We start from the raw sequence: 14042 nt of genomic DNA, 5'->3' as shown, positions 1-14042 counted from the left end.
TATTACTGAAATTTCTCTTTCCACTCGTTTCTTACGCGGTCGTAGTTCTCATTTACCCAATCAATATCAAGATCGACAGCATGAGATTTTACTTTATCAAGTGTAAGAGGAGTCTTGGATTCCACATCTGGATTGATCGGGATATGGTACCAGTTCGCTAAAATCTGTTGTCCTTCTTTAGAGAGCAAGAAATCGATCAGCTTTTTTCCGCCTTCAGGGTTCGGTCCGCCTTCAACGATTGAAACCGGGTTAACAAGGATAGGCGTTTTATCAGGAACAACGAAATCAACGCTCTCCCCTTTTGCTTTTTGCTCGTATGCCATGAAGTCGAAGCCAACACCAATGTGTGCTTCACCCATAGATACGGCTTTCGTTGGAGCAGATCCTGAATCCGGCATAGAGTTTGCTTGATCCACTAACTTTTTAAAGTAGTCCCAACCTTCTGCCTCACCGCGCTGCATCATTTGGTTCAATACCATAAGCGTTGCTGTACCAGATGCCGCTGGATTGGAGAACTGAATTTTGCCTTTCCATTTTGGATCAAGAAGATCATCCCAAGTCTTTGGTGCTTCTTCTGGTTTTACAAGATCCGTGTTATAAGCAAAACCGAGTACGAATACTTCCACACCTACATACTTGCCGTCTTGATGCTTTACTTTAATTCCGTTTTCTACTGTATCCCAATCTTTTGCAAAGTCAGGAATGTATTTTCCGATAATGCCTTTGTCGACGGCTGCTTCAAACGGAAGGATTCCTCCGCCGCCGTACCAAACGTCACCTTGTGGATTATCTTTTTCCGCCATCATACGGTTTACAAGTACGTTCGTACCCGCATATTGCACGTTAACAGAGCCACCATGCAGCTCCTCGAATTTTTGCCCAAGTTCTTTTGTCATATCAGGTGTTTCTGGAGAATAAAACGTAATCTTCCCTTTACCACCGCCATCTCCAGACTCTTGATCTCCTGCACAAGCCGTGAGCACGAGTATACTCATCATTAAAATTAAAGAAGTAAAAATCGATAAAGACCTTTTCATTGTTCAACCCCCTATAAATTTATGATCGATTTTCGGGCAAAGAAAAAAGAGAAGAAATACCAATGTAAACCCTTTCAAAAGAAAGGATTACAAATTGGGTTTCTTCTCATGGTCTCTTCCCGTCCATATTCGATTACTTCCATTATACAAAATTATCAGAATTTTACAACCTGTTTTGTAATAAAAAATTCACAAAATCTTTACTTTGTATTTACACAAAAAAAGACTAATACTCACATTTGGAGTATTAGTCTTTGATTTAACGCGCCGTTTTTCTAAATTTAAAAACAAATCCGATGATGAATGACACAATTGTCATAACGAACATTGCAGTAGTGAGTGTTGTTACGCCTCCATTAATATTAAGCGCATGATACACTTGTACGCAAATTCCGAGTGGAACTGCAAAGAACAAAAACAACATTCCAAAGATCGCATTCTTCGTGTTGTACAATTCAGTTTTGTGTGCGATGTCCAGCACTTTCAAGCTAAGAATCCAGAACGCACTCGTAATGGACCAGAATAGAAGTATGGAAGAAATAAATGAAGTTGAAGTCAGACCCATAATTCGTTCAAAGAACAAATTAATATTCCCCCATACCATCACTGTTTGATACAATCCTAAAGCAAATAATCCGGCCAAGAAGATAAACGCAAACCCAAACCCTGATGTAATATGTTTCATCCCCAAATATACTCTCCTTCCCCAATTCCGATAAAACGAAACCTCATTTTCAAATTATTTTACAATATTTTTTAGAAAATTGGAACCCTTTACGGCGCATTTGAATTGTAAAATGTTATAAGAGCAGAGAGCAGTGGGGTTTTCTTTAATTTATTTGTTTTCTTTTCCAGAGCGTAAATTCTATATATTCAATGAGCTCTTCTAATTGGCTATCATCCATGCGCACTATTGCTTTTCTAAAAATAGCAAAATCACTGTGAGATTCTTCATTGTCCGCAGTACACTTCGTACCAATCAATAATCGTTCCTGTTCAATATCTAGAGCTTTTGCAACCTTATTAATATATTCAAAAGTAGGATTGTTCTGAAGATCTCTTTCAATATTACTGAGATAGGATTTCGCGATTCCAGCCTTTTCCGCAAGTTCAGTTAAGGTCATCCCTTTTTCAATCCTTAGATTCCGTATCCTCGTACCAATCATGACTACCCCTCCGACCTCTTTTGGTTATTCACTTTACATATTGTTTAAATTCTTTAAATGTCGTTTTCGAGAAAATTTGGAATCGAGGGATTTCAAAAAGATGATCCTTGCTGCTAGCTAGTCTTTCTTCAGTTGTGAAAGCCATTTTAAATCCAGCGCCTTTTAAGATCTCAATACTTTCTGGTGAATATTCACCGTACGGATAAGCAAATCCTAATTTTTCGCCGCCTAGTTGAAAGACACTCGTTTTTAAATCTTTTGCTACTTCATTTTTGGACTTTGATAGTAAATAAGGGGTTTTGTTAGCTCTTCCGCTGATTTTTTCTTTTTTGTGGTAACTATATGTGTGGCTCTGATATTCAAACACATCACACCCTTTTCGTAACTCCTTCGCGCTAAAATATTGAACATATTCAGGCGTATATGTGTGGACTCTGTTCGTAGTTGTACCTGTAATTAAGAAGTTCACTGCTCTAAAATCATACTCTTTTAATATTGGATAAGCCTCCACATAATTATCTTTATATCCATCATCAAAAGTTAAGACCACACTTTTCTCTGGAATGGGCATCTTGTTTGATAAAAAAGAATATAGTTCATTGAGCGTTAAGGTAACATATCCTTCTTTTTTCAAATAGTTCATCTGTTTCTTAAAATCACTTTTCTTAACGATCATCGGGTTTAATTCCCCTTTTATATAATGCCGCTCTTCAATGTCCTTATCATCAATAATGCGGTGATACGTTAAAACGGGAATATCTCTCGCGGCTTGTCCATCAACAGCAAAAGTCCTTACCTTTCTTTCCGATCCATTTTCACAGCTCTCTAACGAAATTTGCTGACTAGCAGGCAATAGCCCTTCGTGTTCTTTTGCAAGGATTTCATATTCATTGATAACAAACCCAAGTCCCCATCCTAAACCACACAGTAGAATAAGAAAACCTGACGCAACGGAAAACTTAGAAATGAGTTCCTTCATGACGCTTTCTTCACTCCATTCCATGCGACATTTCCTGATCTCTCTAACTTGTCCCACGATTGTGATTTATAGAAGTAAGATACCGTTCCGTATACGACAAATGAAAGATTGATCATTCGATATACAAAGATCTCAAAGGGAAGAAATAATAGTACTCTTGCAAGATCTGCCTTTGAAAATTTAATGCCATGTAAGGAGGAGACGTATAAAGTTGTCAGGCTTTGATACATAAAGAGAAATACAGCCCCAAGTCCAAGCAAAAACAATAAGATCATATTACTTTGGTTGTATATGAGTAAGATGGGAGATATCACAAAGGGAAAAGCATTTAATGTGCCAATAATAAATTGATCGACTAAGAAAAAAAGAGAAAAACGAATCGAAAATTTATGAAAATAACATGTTCGATAATGCACCAGACAATCGATAAAAGCTTTCTGCCATCTCACTCTTTGTTTAAACATATCCTTTAGCGTGCTTGGACACTCTGTGTAACAAAGAGCTGTCGGCACAAACGCCACTTTTTTCTTACTTTTCGTTTCTTTAATGTATTTGTGCAGTTTGAGTGTGATATCCATATCCTCGCCGATTGTTTTCCTGAACCCGTTTATATTAAAAAGTGTCCCTCTTCTAAAAGCACCGAATGCTCCTGCAATAACCGTAATCGCACCAACGGAAGCTTGTGCTCTCTTATGAAGATAAAATGCCGTTAAATACTGCAAAAACTGAAACTTAATAACACCTTTAATTTTAAAAGTGGGTTTCAGGTTTTGAAAATCACCTGTAAATGCCTGCGCGATTAGCACGTTTCCTCCGCACGCGATCACGTCTTCTTCTTGAAATTTTGCATTCATTTCAGTTAAAGCATGTTTTTCCAAATAACTATCTGCATCTAACGTCACTACGATTTCGTTTTTGCTAAAATCAATTCCGGCATTCAGCGCATCTGCTTTTCCGCCATTCACTTTATCGATTACATAGATATTTGGAAACTTTCTCGATTGATACACATTTTTCACAAACTGATAACTCAACTTTTTGTCTATTGTTCTATTACATATCTTAAAAGCTAATAGTTTGTTTAAATAGTGCAGCGTGTTATCCGTTGATCCGTCATTTACGATTATTAACTCTGCACGTTGGTACTTTGAATACAGAAACCCGATCAAACAATGCCGCATCACCTTTTCCTCATTATAGGCAGGAACAATGACAGAAAACGTATAGTTCTTGTTGATTTCTTTTAACTTTTTTCTCTCGTTTTTGAATAGTGGAATGAATATATAGAGGGACTGAAATACAACAAAAGCCATGAAGATTCCCAATGAAATATAAGTAAACAGCATTAATGTCCACTCCCGTCATGTTTTTGATAGACTCGTACATAATCAATTAGCATTTCTTTAGGATATTGTTCTGATTGACTTGGTGGTCCAGGCCAGTTACCACCGATTGCTGTATTTAAATAGAGGAATAAAGGTGTAGAGGGAGAAAATTGCTTTGTTTGGAATACGATTTGATGATCGACTAACCAAACAATTCTATCTTTTTCCCATATGAGACTGTATAGGTGGAAGTCCTCTGAAAAATCTACATCCTTACTAACAAAGTGTGTGAAATCTCTCTTTTTCGTTCCATTTGCATCCTGCCAGTGAACGACAAAATAGAGTTCGTTCGGCGCATTTCCTAAATTCTCCATCATATCAATTTCTGGCAGCCACGTTCCGTTCATAGAGTTAACTAACCAGAATGCAGGGAACACTCCTTGTCCTTTTGGAAGTTTTGCTCGTATATCTATCTTTCCATAAGTGAATTCGAGTTTATTTTCAGTAGTCAGTGCGCCAGAAGTGTATTCTCTCCCCTTGAACCTCTCTCTCTTACTTTCTATTACGAGGTTTCCTGCACTAACTTTTACATTTTCAGGTGTGTAATATTGCCATTCACCATTTTTATCAGAAGGCCAATCCTGAAGGTTCCAATCCTTAAAGGAGAATTCATTTCCGAATTCATCGTTCCAGATCAATTGCCATTGACCTTGACGTGGCTTAGGTTGTGATTGTAATTGTGAATGCGGTTGGGATTGCAGGTGCGGTCTCTGAATGATGGTTTTTGGTTGAGTATCGACATTTGAAATTCTTGCATTGTGGGATTGGATTTTGTTCTTAACCATTCTTTTCTCCTCTTGATGGATGCCGCCAGTAATGATTAATAAAGAGCAAATAAACAATAAAAGGATACGAATTTTTAATCACTCCAATCCAACAAAAGTTATGTTCTTTATAAAGAACGTTTTAGGTAAAAAAAAACAGAAACACCGTGTGTTGTTCTTTTTATAGTTGTTTTGTTCTTTAAATAGAACTAATTTGTTTTTAATATAGCAGGTCAATTAGTTACTGTCAATAATCTATTCTTTAAAAAGTACACTTTGTATGAATGACATTTACTAGGTTTAGAGATACACGGAAAATGGAATATAATGGTTAGTTTCTACTCTGTTGAGATGCTAGACTTCAGTGGGGTGTTCATTAAATATTATGGAAAGGAGAGATGTGGCTTGAATCAATTCACCCAAACAGGCACAAGTTTACCGAGCTCTGACCGAACGATTAATGTTGGTGAGGAATCTAAACTCGCTGAATTTGTTGGAGAAAAGAAGAAAGACTTTTATTTAAGAAAATGGCAAAAAGACAACAGCTGGAACTGGGCCGCTTGTTTGTTAACCATTTTTTGGCTCGGATACAGAAAAATGCTCAAGCCGGTTGTCTACATTATTATTGGGTTTTTAGCAATTGACATTATTACTTTATTAATTGGTATTGATGGAACGTTCATCAATCGAGGTTTGGGATATGGTCTATCGGGGGCTTTAGGTATTACAGGAAATATGTTTTATAGAAAACACGCAGAAAAACAAATACAAGAAGTTAATCAGCTTTCCATTAGTGAAGAGGAGAAGATGCACGAACTTCGCAAACGCGGTGGTACAAGTGGAAAAGGAGCTTTCTTAGCGGTCTTAATGTTTGCTGGTTATCTCAGTATTTCAATCGTATTAGCACTTACTTTTTCATAAATATATAAAAAGATAACTCGCGTCTGGAGTTATCTTTTTTGGTCCTTATTAAAATATCTTTTCTTTTTGTTTCATGATCTGGTGGAGATTTTGTTTTAGCAGCGCAGCTTTTTTTATAATGGCTTCTTCAAACTCCTCGATTGTTGTTTGATCGCCGTTACTTTTAACTGGCTCAGTGTCAATAATTTCTTCTAACTGCATGCGAACAGACGGTTCATCCTGTTTATCTTCTAAACTTCTTAAGAAGATAAAAGTATCCATATCTCTATAATTCAATTCAATCTCAATTTCCAGTTGATCGTTTACATAAGAGAAGGTTGTCTTCCAGCTCCCATCTGTATCGGCCGGTTCAGAGAATCCATAATCACGTATTAAGTAGTTAAAAGTTTCTTCGGTAATGGATGAGAATAAATTCATGGTAACACCTCCACTCAAAATTTCGATACATATATATGTTGTAATCAATTCCTTACAGTTTACACGGTTTCTTAACATAAAGATAATACTTATACTTTCGCTCTATTCTTCTCTTCTCCTCTTTCCAATGAAAATATGGAGCAATAAAAAATTTACAGGAAAGGACACGGCAATACCGTGTCCTTTCCTGATGGACGAATTTAGTACTTTTGTATTTGTTTGGGGTCAGACCCCCTATATATGAAACCTGTGTTGAGGTTGCTTCGTCTTACTAACGGATACGCAACTTAAGGAGGGCTGACACTAGGTGAAAAGCGAAGAATTGAAGCAATCCATAAGTATTGATGGCATGACCAAAGAAGACGCTATCGTTTATTTAATGAAATGTTACGGTGAAGAGATTAAGCGTCTTGTCTACACGTTCGTTAAGAATTGGCAGCACGCTGAAGATATTACACAAGAAGTTTATCTCTCCTTGTATACAAAACTTGATACATTCCGAGGAGATTCCTCTGTTAGAAGCTGGATCTACACCATTGCTATCAATAAATCAAAAGACTTTTTAAAAAGCTGGAGCTATCGGAAGCTTGCTTTTACAGATAAATTCACAATTAATCAAAAAGAGAGTGCCCATTCTGTTGAAGAAGGAATGATTTCAAAAAACGAAGATCAACTTCTGTATACTGCTGTACTTTCATTACCACTTAAGTATAGAGAAGTTATATTGCTGCACTATTATAAGGAATTTTCTGTACGTGAAATTTGCGAACTGCTTTCTATGAATGAGTCCACAGTGAAAACGAGGTTAAGCCGAGCAAGAAAAGTGCTTCAGAATCACTATATCCAACTAGGAGGTGAGCGATAATGGAAAATAAACTAAAAAACTTAAATCGTACAATGGACGAACACATGTCTAGTACTCCTGTTTTTACAAATAAAGATGAACAAAACATATTGCTCGCTATACGTGACAAATCAACGAGAAAAACGACAAAGCGAAAGAACACTTTTGTTCCAAGACTTCTTACAGCTGCACTATTCGCTGGTGTCATCTTTACCTCATACCATTTGATGGATAACTATTTAAAGCCAGAAACAGCGACGGAAATTGAAAAACCAGAAGTCCGTTATGCTCAGGAATTAACCCAAGCTTCTAGCATGCTGACTTTTGAGGCGAGCACACGCGAACTTACAATTAAGGGAACCGTTAACAATACTACCGATTATAATAGTGAGCCCTTTCAAGCGAAAGTTAACATATTGAATGAAGATGTCGCTGATGCTTTAGGTACCAAGAGCTTAACTCTTGATGTTCCACCTAATCATTTCTTAAAGCCTGACGAACCTTATTCATTCGAAAAAGTAGTCACTGTAGAACTAGGTATCGTTGATGAAAACACGTTTAAGGACGCTATAGAAGTAGAAATATACACCAAGACAAAAACATTAACCTCTTTTGTTATTGATGATATTACTTTCAATACAAATGAAGTAAAAGAACCAGATACCGAGGATAAACTAGTCGTTGAAGAAAACGAAACAGAAGAAACACCTTCAACTAATCAAGATAAAAAGACAGAACAAGAAGACATTGAAGAAGTAAACCAAACAGCTAAAGAATCCATTGAAGATCTCGAGAAGCAATATGGTAAAAAAAGAACGCCTTTTAATAACATAGATGTAACGAATAAAAATGATTTATTTTATGTGAATAACATTACGCTTGGAGTTACTTTAGAAGAAGCTCTTCAAACGTTAGGACCTTATGACAACTATAATGACCAAGATTATCATTCACCCGTTTATGCGAGTTGGAATTTTAAAAATGCTGCAGAAGAGAGCGAGTTATATCTAGAAATTAGCGAACCAGGAAAAAAAGGAAAAGTAAGCTACATTGGTTTCAAAACATTAGATAGAGCCTATGTAGAAAATTGGGTAAACCAACTTGGCAAACCATTTCTAGAGAAGACTTCTTCAAAGTTCTATTATGAAGAGAAATCTCAGCAAATGCTAATTATACAGGATTGGAAAACTCATTATGATATCAGCTTACAAACAGAAACCAATCTTGAGCTTTATAAAAAAGAAAATTAACAAAATCCCCCAAAACCACGTTTATCCACAGTTTATTTGGGGGATTTAGTTCTAAAGGACTATCCTTTAAGTAGCTGTGCTAATAGCTTCCTTAGAATCTAGTGCCTTCTGATATTCACTTTTCAAGTCATCCACTACTTCTTTTACAGTTGAAATTTTCTTAACGCTACCTACACCCTGTCCAGCAGACCAGATATCTTTCCATGCCTTTGCTTTCGTTTCAGAGAATGAAAGATCTATAGAATCTTGTTTCATTAAGTTCTCTACATCGAATCCCGCTTTTTGGAGTGATGGAAGCAGATAATTCCCTTTGATTCCGCTTATTGCGTCGGTATAAACGAGATCTTCAAGCGTAGATTCAATCAGCATCTGTCGGTATTCTTCGCTGGCAGATGATTCTTGTGTCGCAATAAAACGGGTGCCCATATAGACGAGATCCGCTCCAAGAATCTTCGCTGCAAGGATTTCTTCACCCGTAGAAATCGCCCCAGCTAGAATCGTCAATCCATCCCAGAATTCTTTTACGGCCTTTAAAAAAGCAAATGGATTTAACGTACCACCATGGCCTCCAGCACCGCTACATACTAGAATCAATCCGTCGATTCCAGTCTTTGCTGCCTTGCGAGCATGATCAAGTGAGATTACGTCAGAAAATACAAGTCCTCCATATTCATGGACAATTTTAGCTACATCACTGGGATTTCCTAGAGACGTAATTACGACAGGTGGCTCATACTTCTTAATGAGCGCTAAGTCTTCTTCAAATCGCTTATTGGTGCGGTGTACGATTAAGTTTACTCCCCAAGGTGCTATTTTAGCAGATGGATCTTCTGTTTGTGATTTCTCGAGTTCCTCTTTAATATGCTTCATCCAATTCTCTAAAAGATCGGAGGTTCTTGCATTCAATAAAGGGAAGGTTCCTATAATACCGTTCTTGCAGCTTTCGATTACCATATCTGGACTTGATACTAAAAACATAGGTGCATTAATGACAGGTAAAATGAGTTGATTCGACAATTTTATAGGTAAACTGTTGTTCAAGTACGATCATCCTCTCAATTATTTAGTTAGAAATCATAAAACCATTCACATACTTGTTCAATAATCCTTACAAAAATCCCTCTATATCGTTTTATGGGGTTGCTATAAAATATTTAATATTACATTTCCGTTACAGTCATTTTCTGACAACATTTTCTTTTTTTCTTGTATATAATCAATTAGTGTTAGGGACATATACCTAATGATCCTTCAGTCAAGGGCAAACATCTTCGAAAGAAATGGGCGCAAAGCCACGGATCTAAAGCTTTCGAGCTATGATCGCCGGGTTACCTGGACAATACTTACTTTCTGGAGGGATTTTTTAGTGGAGAATACTTTTATGTTAGATCACGAGTGGATTGAATTAATGAAAGAAGCGAGAGATCAAGGTTTCACTAAAGAAGAAATTATGAGTTTTTTAAAGAATCCCCAATTAGTATTGGGTGAATATCAATTACAAGGAAATTAAGTAGTAAGTAGGACTCAGAATTTATTTACTTCCCTATTGTAGAAAGATATAATAAAGGCAAATTACTTTTAAAATGGGGATAACAAATGATGATTGGTGAACGAGTTAAAAAGTATCGCACTGAAAAAGGGCTCTCCATTACTGCTTTAGCTGATAAAGCAGGGGTAGCTAAATCGTACATAAGTGCACTTGAACGAAACATTCAACAGAATCCGTCTATTCAGCTTCTTGAAAAGATTGCAGATGTTTTGAATATTTCAGTTGATCACTTGATAAAGCCAGAAGTTGATACGAAAAACCTTGACCAAGAATGGGCGGATTTAGTAAAAGAAGCCATGGGATCTGGTGTGAGTAAAGAGCAATTTAAAGAGTTCTTGGAATTTAATAAATGGAAGAATAAACAAAACTAACCACCTGGATAGGTGGTTTTTTTGTTTGACTAATATTTGATAATGATATAAAAAAGGTGCCGACCGATAGTATCATACTAAAAGAAATACCTAGCATAATAGATTTAACGTTGGATTTCCAAGTGTAGTTTTTCAAACCTAACGATGAAAAGGGTTCGCTCATTTAAATTCATATTGAAGAAGATGATCAGTGTTTCTCTGCAAGTAAACTTGTAAAAACATAAGAAGACTTACTATCAAGCTCCAAATGTATCCCATTTAGTAGAATTCCCCTTCAGTAACCTGTACACTCCAAGAATGAGAAAAAACGTTGCGAACGATACGTCGAAAAAATAAATCAATATAAAAAGATGGTTGTGATTATTAGTAACAGAACATTTATTATTATTACTTGTTTGCTTCTTATTCTCTTTTAGTCGAATGCATTTACACCCTCCTACATAAACAATTTAACATTTGTTTACATTTTAATACCTATATACTATACTTTATTAAGAACTAAAAGTTCTAATAAAAGAACATTATACGAGGAGGTTGTACATGAAACTGTTTAAAAAACCGTTAGCTTTTTTTCTTTCCTTCTTCTTACTAATTTTTTCTTTAACCCCACTAACTGTTTCAGCAAATTCATCCAAACAAAGTGCCATTAATTACGTATCATTAGGCGATTCTTTAGCAGCTGGTATTACTCCTTATAAAAGCATTGGACCAGGATATCCTCACTATTTAACAGAGTTGCTAAAGTCACAAGGCAACGTAAACCCTTCCTATTTTGGCGTTCCGGGTTATACCTCATCAGATGTTATTCAAGATCTAACAGATCCATCCCGCCCAAATCACAATCCAATGAAAAAAGCTTTACGAAAGGCACATATTGTTACTATAGATATTGGAGCAATTGATGTTCTTGCTAAAATGCAGGCAGGACAACAGATAACCCATGCTGATATTAAAAACACTGTAAATAATGTTGCGAAGATATTAGTGATTATAAAGACTATAAATCCAAAAGCTAAAGTATATGTAATGGGGTATTATAATCCATTTCCACACCCTAACTCTTTATACGCACCATATGTTCCAACATTGTTATACGCCCTTCAACAATACAATCAATCTGTAGAGGTAATCGCTTCATTTATGAATGTCACATTTGTCCCAACCGCACATCTTGTGCAAGCAAACTATGTAAACTATCTTCCAAATCCAAATGATATTCACTTAAGTGCTGAAGGATATCAAGCAATAGCTGATGCATTTTTTAATGCCATTAAGTCTAATCAAACAAGTTTAGTAAATAAATAGGTTTTAACTAGTTAAAGTATGTCTCATCGCTTAAGTTGATAGGACATACTTTAACTTTGAATGAATAAATTTTTTTTGAAAATCAGTTTGAGAATTATTTCAATAGGGAAAAGGAATAGAGTGTCTATTATTTTTTTGCCTATGGAGGATTTGTTTATGAATCAGACGCCGAATGAATTATTGAAATCTCAAACAAGTATTGATGTTAATGGTTCATCTTTTCTTTGGGACACAGAAAAAGGTATTTTTAAATTTGAAGGCGCCGACGTCTTGCTGTTTTGGACTGATTCAGCGTTCAAGGTATTTCTGGACTCAATTGAAGAGATTACTGGCGAAGGAACGGCTGATCTTGTTTTTGAAACGGCTGGATATCGTACTGGACTTGTCGTAAGCGATTTTTATAAAAAATCAATGGTTAATATCGAAACGTCTTTTGAATCATTGCCTAACATATACGCAACTGCAGGCTGGGGGAAGACGTTTATAAATGTAGATGTGGAAAAGAAAGAAGCTGTTATTACCATCTCTAATGGGTGGGAAACAAAAGTTAAGAAGGCACAAAACAGCAATCGTATGGGCTGTTTCTTACCTGGTCATTGGGCTGGTGTATTTACAGGTCTGTTTGATACGAACATGTGGTACGAAGTGTTAGATCATGATCTTACCTCTGATTTTCTAAAAATACGAATAACAGAATCAAATATTACGCCAAAAGATAATATTCGTGAACTTGTTCAGCGTGAAGAACAAAATGAGATTATGAAGCTTGAGGCAATGGTTGAAAATCGCACGCGCGAGTTAACTGATCTTATCCGCGAGATTTCTTCGCCTATTATTCCAGTAACCGATAATATCGTGGTTATCCCGCTGATCGGTAAATATAATGAATTGCGTTCCAAAGATATGTTAGAACACACTCTTACTTCTCTACCTCAACATCGTGCTAAGTTTGTAATTCTGGATTTGACTGGTATAAAATCCATAGATTCCGAGATGGTCGATATGCTGAACAAGCTCGTATCCTCTGCCCGGTTGTTTGGTATGGAGACGTTGTTAGTAGGTATCTCACCAGAGTTGAGTATGGAAGTAACAAAGCACCAATACTCCATTGGAGAAAGTACATACTTTAGAAACCTGAAGCACGCTATTCATTTCGCTTTTGCTAAGGAAGGCATGTTCATTCAGGAACCTAAAAAATAAATAGTAAACAAAAAAATAACGTGTGAACGCACGTTATTTTTTGTGGGGTTTTTGTACGAACAATCCGTCTAAGAAGAAAGATCGCCTTGAGAAATATGCAGGATGCTATAGAGGGTTCCGTTCATATCCTTTATGCAGCTAACATCATTTAAAAAGTAATATATATCATACTTCCACTGATCGGGATTATAAATAATGATGTACTCTGTATGATCAATCGTTGGGACTTCTGCTTGTACTGTGTCTTTAAAGTGATTTAGACTTTCTTGAGGTTGTATGTCTCTAGTGAGCTGAAAAAGATATTTATACTCTGTAAATTTTGAGGAAGTAGTATCAATGAGCGGAATTCCAACGTTCACTCGCTGCCATCCAAATGATTGAATAATATTGTCAAAAAAACCCGAGAATAAAAATTTATTTAAACCATCACTTCCATTCCAAAGGTACAAAGGGCAATAACTGTTTTGTAAATTAGAATGGATTCCCTTTTCTGTTATTAAATACAATTTAAATGTTAAATCATCAAAGCCATCCGTTTTATAGCCATTATTTTTAACTCTCTCTTTAATAATGTTCATATCATAATTACTAGGCAACGTGATTTTATACTGCGTTGCTAACATGTGAACACCACCTCTATAAAAATTGGTAAATATTTGTATGTTAACTTAATTAGATCATAAGCGGCTGATCTTTATAAAGTGTTTTTCTGGAGAGAACATTATTAAGTTTTTGTATTTGTTTGGGGTCAGACCCCGGGTCTGACCCCATTTTTTTCAAACCCCCATCATTCGTCTAAGCAACTTGTCTCCACCTACATATGATATAAAGAAACCGAATTCAGATAGGAAATC

The 14042-nt window shown here is 36.1% G+C and carries 16 protein-coding genes and 1 riboswitch; of the genes, 7 read left to right on the top strand and 9 right to left on the bottom strand.

All coding sequences use genetic code 11. The features are described 5' to 3' along the window. Nucleotides 1-2: 2 nt before the first annotated feature. The 6 genes from P8610_RS12435 to P8610_RS12410 form a co-directional block, all read right to left on the bottom strand. Nucleotides 3-1037: an ABC transporter substrate-binding protein gene (locus P8610_RS12435; RefSeq protein WP_394604639.1), complete on the bottom strand. Its 1035-nt coding sequence runs from the start codon at nt 1035-1037 to the stop codon at nt 3-5. Between the two features lie 259 nt (nt 1038-1296). Then, a complete protein-coding gene (locus P8610_RS12430; protein ID WP_394604638.1) occupies nt 1297-1722 on the bottom strand; it encodes a hypothetical protein in 426 nt (141 codons plus the stop codon). A 145-nt stretch (nt 1723-1867) separates the two neighbouring features. Continuing rightward, the gene (locus P8610_RS12425) at nt 1868-2203 is read right to left on the bottom strand and encodes a helix-turn-helix domain-containing protein (RefSeq protein ID WP_394604637.1); all 336 of its coding nucleotides are present in this window, start codon (nt 2201-2203) and stop codon (nt 1868-1870) included. 28 nt (nt 2204-2231) lie between these two features. Beyond that, nucleotides 2232-3206 (bottom strand): polysaccharide deacetylase family protein, encoded by a 975-nt coding sequence (locus P8610_RS12420; protein WP_394604636.1) that lies wholly within the window; start codon nt 3204-3206, stop codon nt 2232-2234. Further along, nucleotides 3179-4528: a glycosyltransferase family 2 protein gene (locus tag P8610_RS12415; protein ID WP_394604635.1), complete on the bottom strand. Its 1350-nt coding sequence runs from the start codon at nt 4526-4528 to the stop codon at nt 3179-3181. The genes P8610_RS12420 and P8610_RS12415 overlap by 28 nt, the downstream gene beginning before the upstream one ends. Then, on the bottom strand, nt 4528-5409 hold the full coding sequence (locus P8610_RS12410) for a glycoside hydrolase family 16 protein (RefSeq protein ID WP_394604634.1): 882 nt from the start codon (nt 5407-5409) through the stop codon (nt 4528-4530). The genes P8610_RS12415 and P8610_RS12410 overlap by 1 nt, the downstream gene beginning before the upstream one ends. A 327-nt stretch (nt 5410-5736) precedes the next feature. On the opposite strand from P8610_RS12410, the gene P8610_RS12405 reads away from it, so the two are divergent. Further along, nucleotides 5737-6252, top strand: a complete 516-nt coding sequence (locus P8610_RS12405; protein WP_394604633.1) for a DUF2628 domain-containing protein — start codon at nt 5737-5739, stop codon at nt 6250-6252. Nucleotides 6253-6300: 48 nt separating this feature from the next. Here the strand turns inward: P8610_RS12405 and P8610_RS12400 are convergent, their stop codons facing one another. Next, a complete protein-coding gene (locus P8610_RS12400; RefSeq protein ID WP_394604632.1) occupies nt 6301-6669 on the bottom strand; it encodes a hypothetical protein in 369 nt (122 codons plus the stop codon). 307 nt (nt 6670-6976) lie between these two features. Between P8610_RS12400 and P8610_RS12395 the strand changes: the two genes are divergently transcribed. Further along, nucleotides 6977-7534: a sigma-70 family RNA polymerase sigma factor gene (locus P8610_RS12395; RefSeq protein ID WP_394604631.1), complete on the top strand. Its 558-nt coding sequence runs from the start codon at nt 6977-6979 to the stop codon at nt 7532-7534. Further along, nucleotides 7534-8763, top strand: coding sequence for a hypothetical protein (locus P8610_RS12390; protein WP_394604630.1), 1230 nt, complete (start codon nt 7534-7536; stop codon nt 8761-8763). Before P8610_RS12395 ends, P8610_RS12390 begins: the two co-directional genes overlap by 1 nt. Before the next feature lie 66 nt (nt 8764-8829). Here P8610_RS12390 and P8610_RS12385 read toward each other — a convergent pair whose 3' ends face one another. Beyond that, the gene (locus tag P8610_RS12385) at nt 8830-9804 is read right to left on the bottom strand and encodes an NAD(P)H-dependent flavin oxidoreductase (RefSeq protein ID WP_394604629.1); all 975 of its coding nucleotides are present in this window, start codon (nt 9802-9804) and stop codon (nt 8830-8832) included. Between the two features lie 209 nt (nt 9805-10013). After that, nucleotides 10014-10099: riboswitch (cyclic di-GMP riboswitch) on the top strand. Between the two features lie 45 nt (nt 10100-10144). Between P8610_RS12385 and P8610_RS12380 the strand changes: the two genes are divergently transcribed. The 4 genes from P8610_RS12380 to P8610_RS12365 all read left to right on the top strand — a co-directional run bounded on the left by P8610_RS12380 (nt 10145) and on the right by P8610_RS12365 (nt 13188). Then, nucleotides 10145-10273, top strand: a complete 129-nt coding sequence (locus P8610_RS12380) for an anti-repressor SinI family protein (RefSeq protein ID WP_394604628.1) — start codon at nt 10145-10147, stop codon at nt 10271-10273. A gap of 89 nt (nt 10274-10362) precedes the next feature. Next, a complete protein-coding gene (locus P8610_RS12375) occupies nt 10363-10683 on the top strand; it encodes a helix-turn-helix domain-containing protein (RefSeq protein ID WP_130293321.1) in 321 nt (106 codons plus the stop codon). Between the two features lie 540 nt (nt 10684-11223). After that, complete coding sequence (locus P8610_RS12370; protein ID WP_394604627.1) at nt 11224-11988, top strand: GDSL-type esterase/lipase family protein; 765 nt, start codon at nt 11224-11226, stop codon at nt 11986-11988. A gap of 156 nt (nt 11989-12144) precedes the next feature. Next, entirely contained in the window at nt 12145-13188 is a 1044-nt protein-coding gene (locus P8610_RS12365) for an STAS domain-containing protein (protein ID WP_394604626.1), read from the top strand. A gap of 68 nt (nt 13189-13256) precedes the next feature. Here P8610_RS12365 and P8610_RS12360 read toward each other — a convergent pair whose 3' ends face one another. Further along, the gene (locus P8610_RS12360) at nt 13257-13811 is read right to left on the bottom strand and encodes a DUF4865 family protein (RefSeq protein WP_394604625.1); all 555 of its coding nucleotides are present in this window, start codon (nt 13809-13811) and stop codon (nt 13257-13259) included. Nucleotides 13812-14042 lie beyond the last annotated feature (231 nt).

The organism is Fictibacillus sp. UD, assembly GCF_043558025.1.
Lineage (GTDB): Bacteria > Bacillota > Bacilli > Bacillales > Fictibacillaceae > Fictibacillus.
Note: the sequence above shows the minus strand (reverse complement) of the source record. Positions and strands in the feature narration are given on the sequence as shown.

Excerpts from the sequence above, each read along its gene's own strand:
- P8610_RS12360 (WP_394604625.1), bottom strand. The coding sequence starts at position 13,811 with ATGTTAGCAACGCAGTATAAAATCACGTTGCCTAGTAATTATGATATG.
- P8610_RS12400 (WP_394604632.1), bottom strand. The coding sequence starts at position 6,669 with ATGAATTTATTCTCATCCATTACCGAAGAAACTTTTAACTACTTAATA.
- P8610_RS12390 (WP_394604630.1), top strand. The coding sequence starts at position 7,534 with ATGGAAAATAAACTAAAAAACTTAAATCGTACAATGGACGAACACATG.
- P8610_RS12370 (WP_394604627.1), top strand. The coding sequence starts at position 11,224 with ATGAAACTGTTTAAAAAACCGTTAGCTTTTTTTCTTTCCTTCTTCTTA.
- P8610_RS12425 (WP_394604637.1), bottom strand. The coding sequence starts at position 2,203 with ATGATTGGTACGAGGATACGGAATCTAAGGATTGAAAAAGGGATGACC.
- P8610_RS12415 (WP_394604635.1), bottom strand. The coding sequence starts at position 4,528 with ATGCTGTTTACTTATATTTCATTGGGAATCTTCATGGCTTTTGTTGTA.
- P8610_RS12420 (WP_394604636.1), bottom strand. The coding sequence starts at position 3,206 with ATGGAATGGAGTGAAGAAAGCGTCATGAAGGAACTCATTTCTAAGTTT.
- P8610_RS12430 (WP_394604638.1), bottom strand. The coding sequence starts at position 1,722 with ATGAAACATATTACATCAGGGTTTGGGTTTGCGTTTATCTTCTTGGCC.
- P8610_RS12375 (WP_130293321.1), top strand. The coding sequence starts at position 10,363 with ATGATTGGTGAACGAGTTAAAAAGTATCGCACTGAAAAAGGGCTCTCC.
- P8610_RS12435 (WP_394604639.1), bottom strand. The coding sequence starts at position 1,037 with ATGAAAAGGTCTTTATCGATTTTTACTTCTTTAATTTTAATGATGAGT.
- P8610_RS12365 (WP_394604626.1), top strand. The coding sequence starts at position 12,145 with ATGAATCAGACGCCGAATGAATTATTGAAATCTCAAACAAGTATTGAT.
- P8610_RS12380 (WP_394604628.1), top strand. The coding sequence starts at position 10,145 with ATGTTAGATCACGAGTGGATTGAATTAATGAAAGAAGCGAGAGATCAA.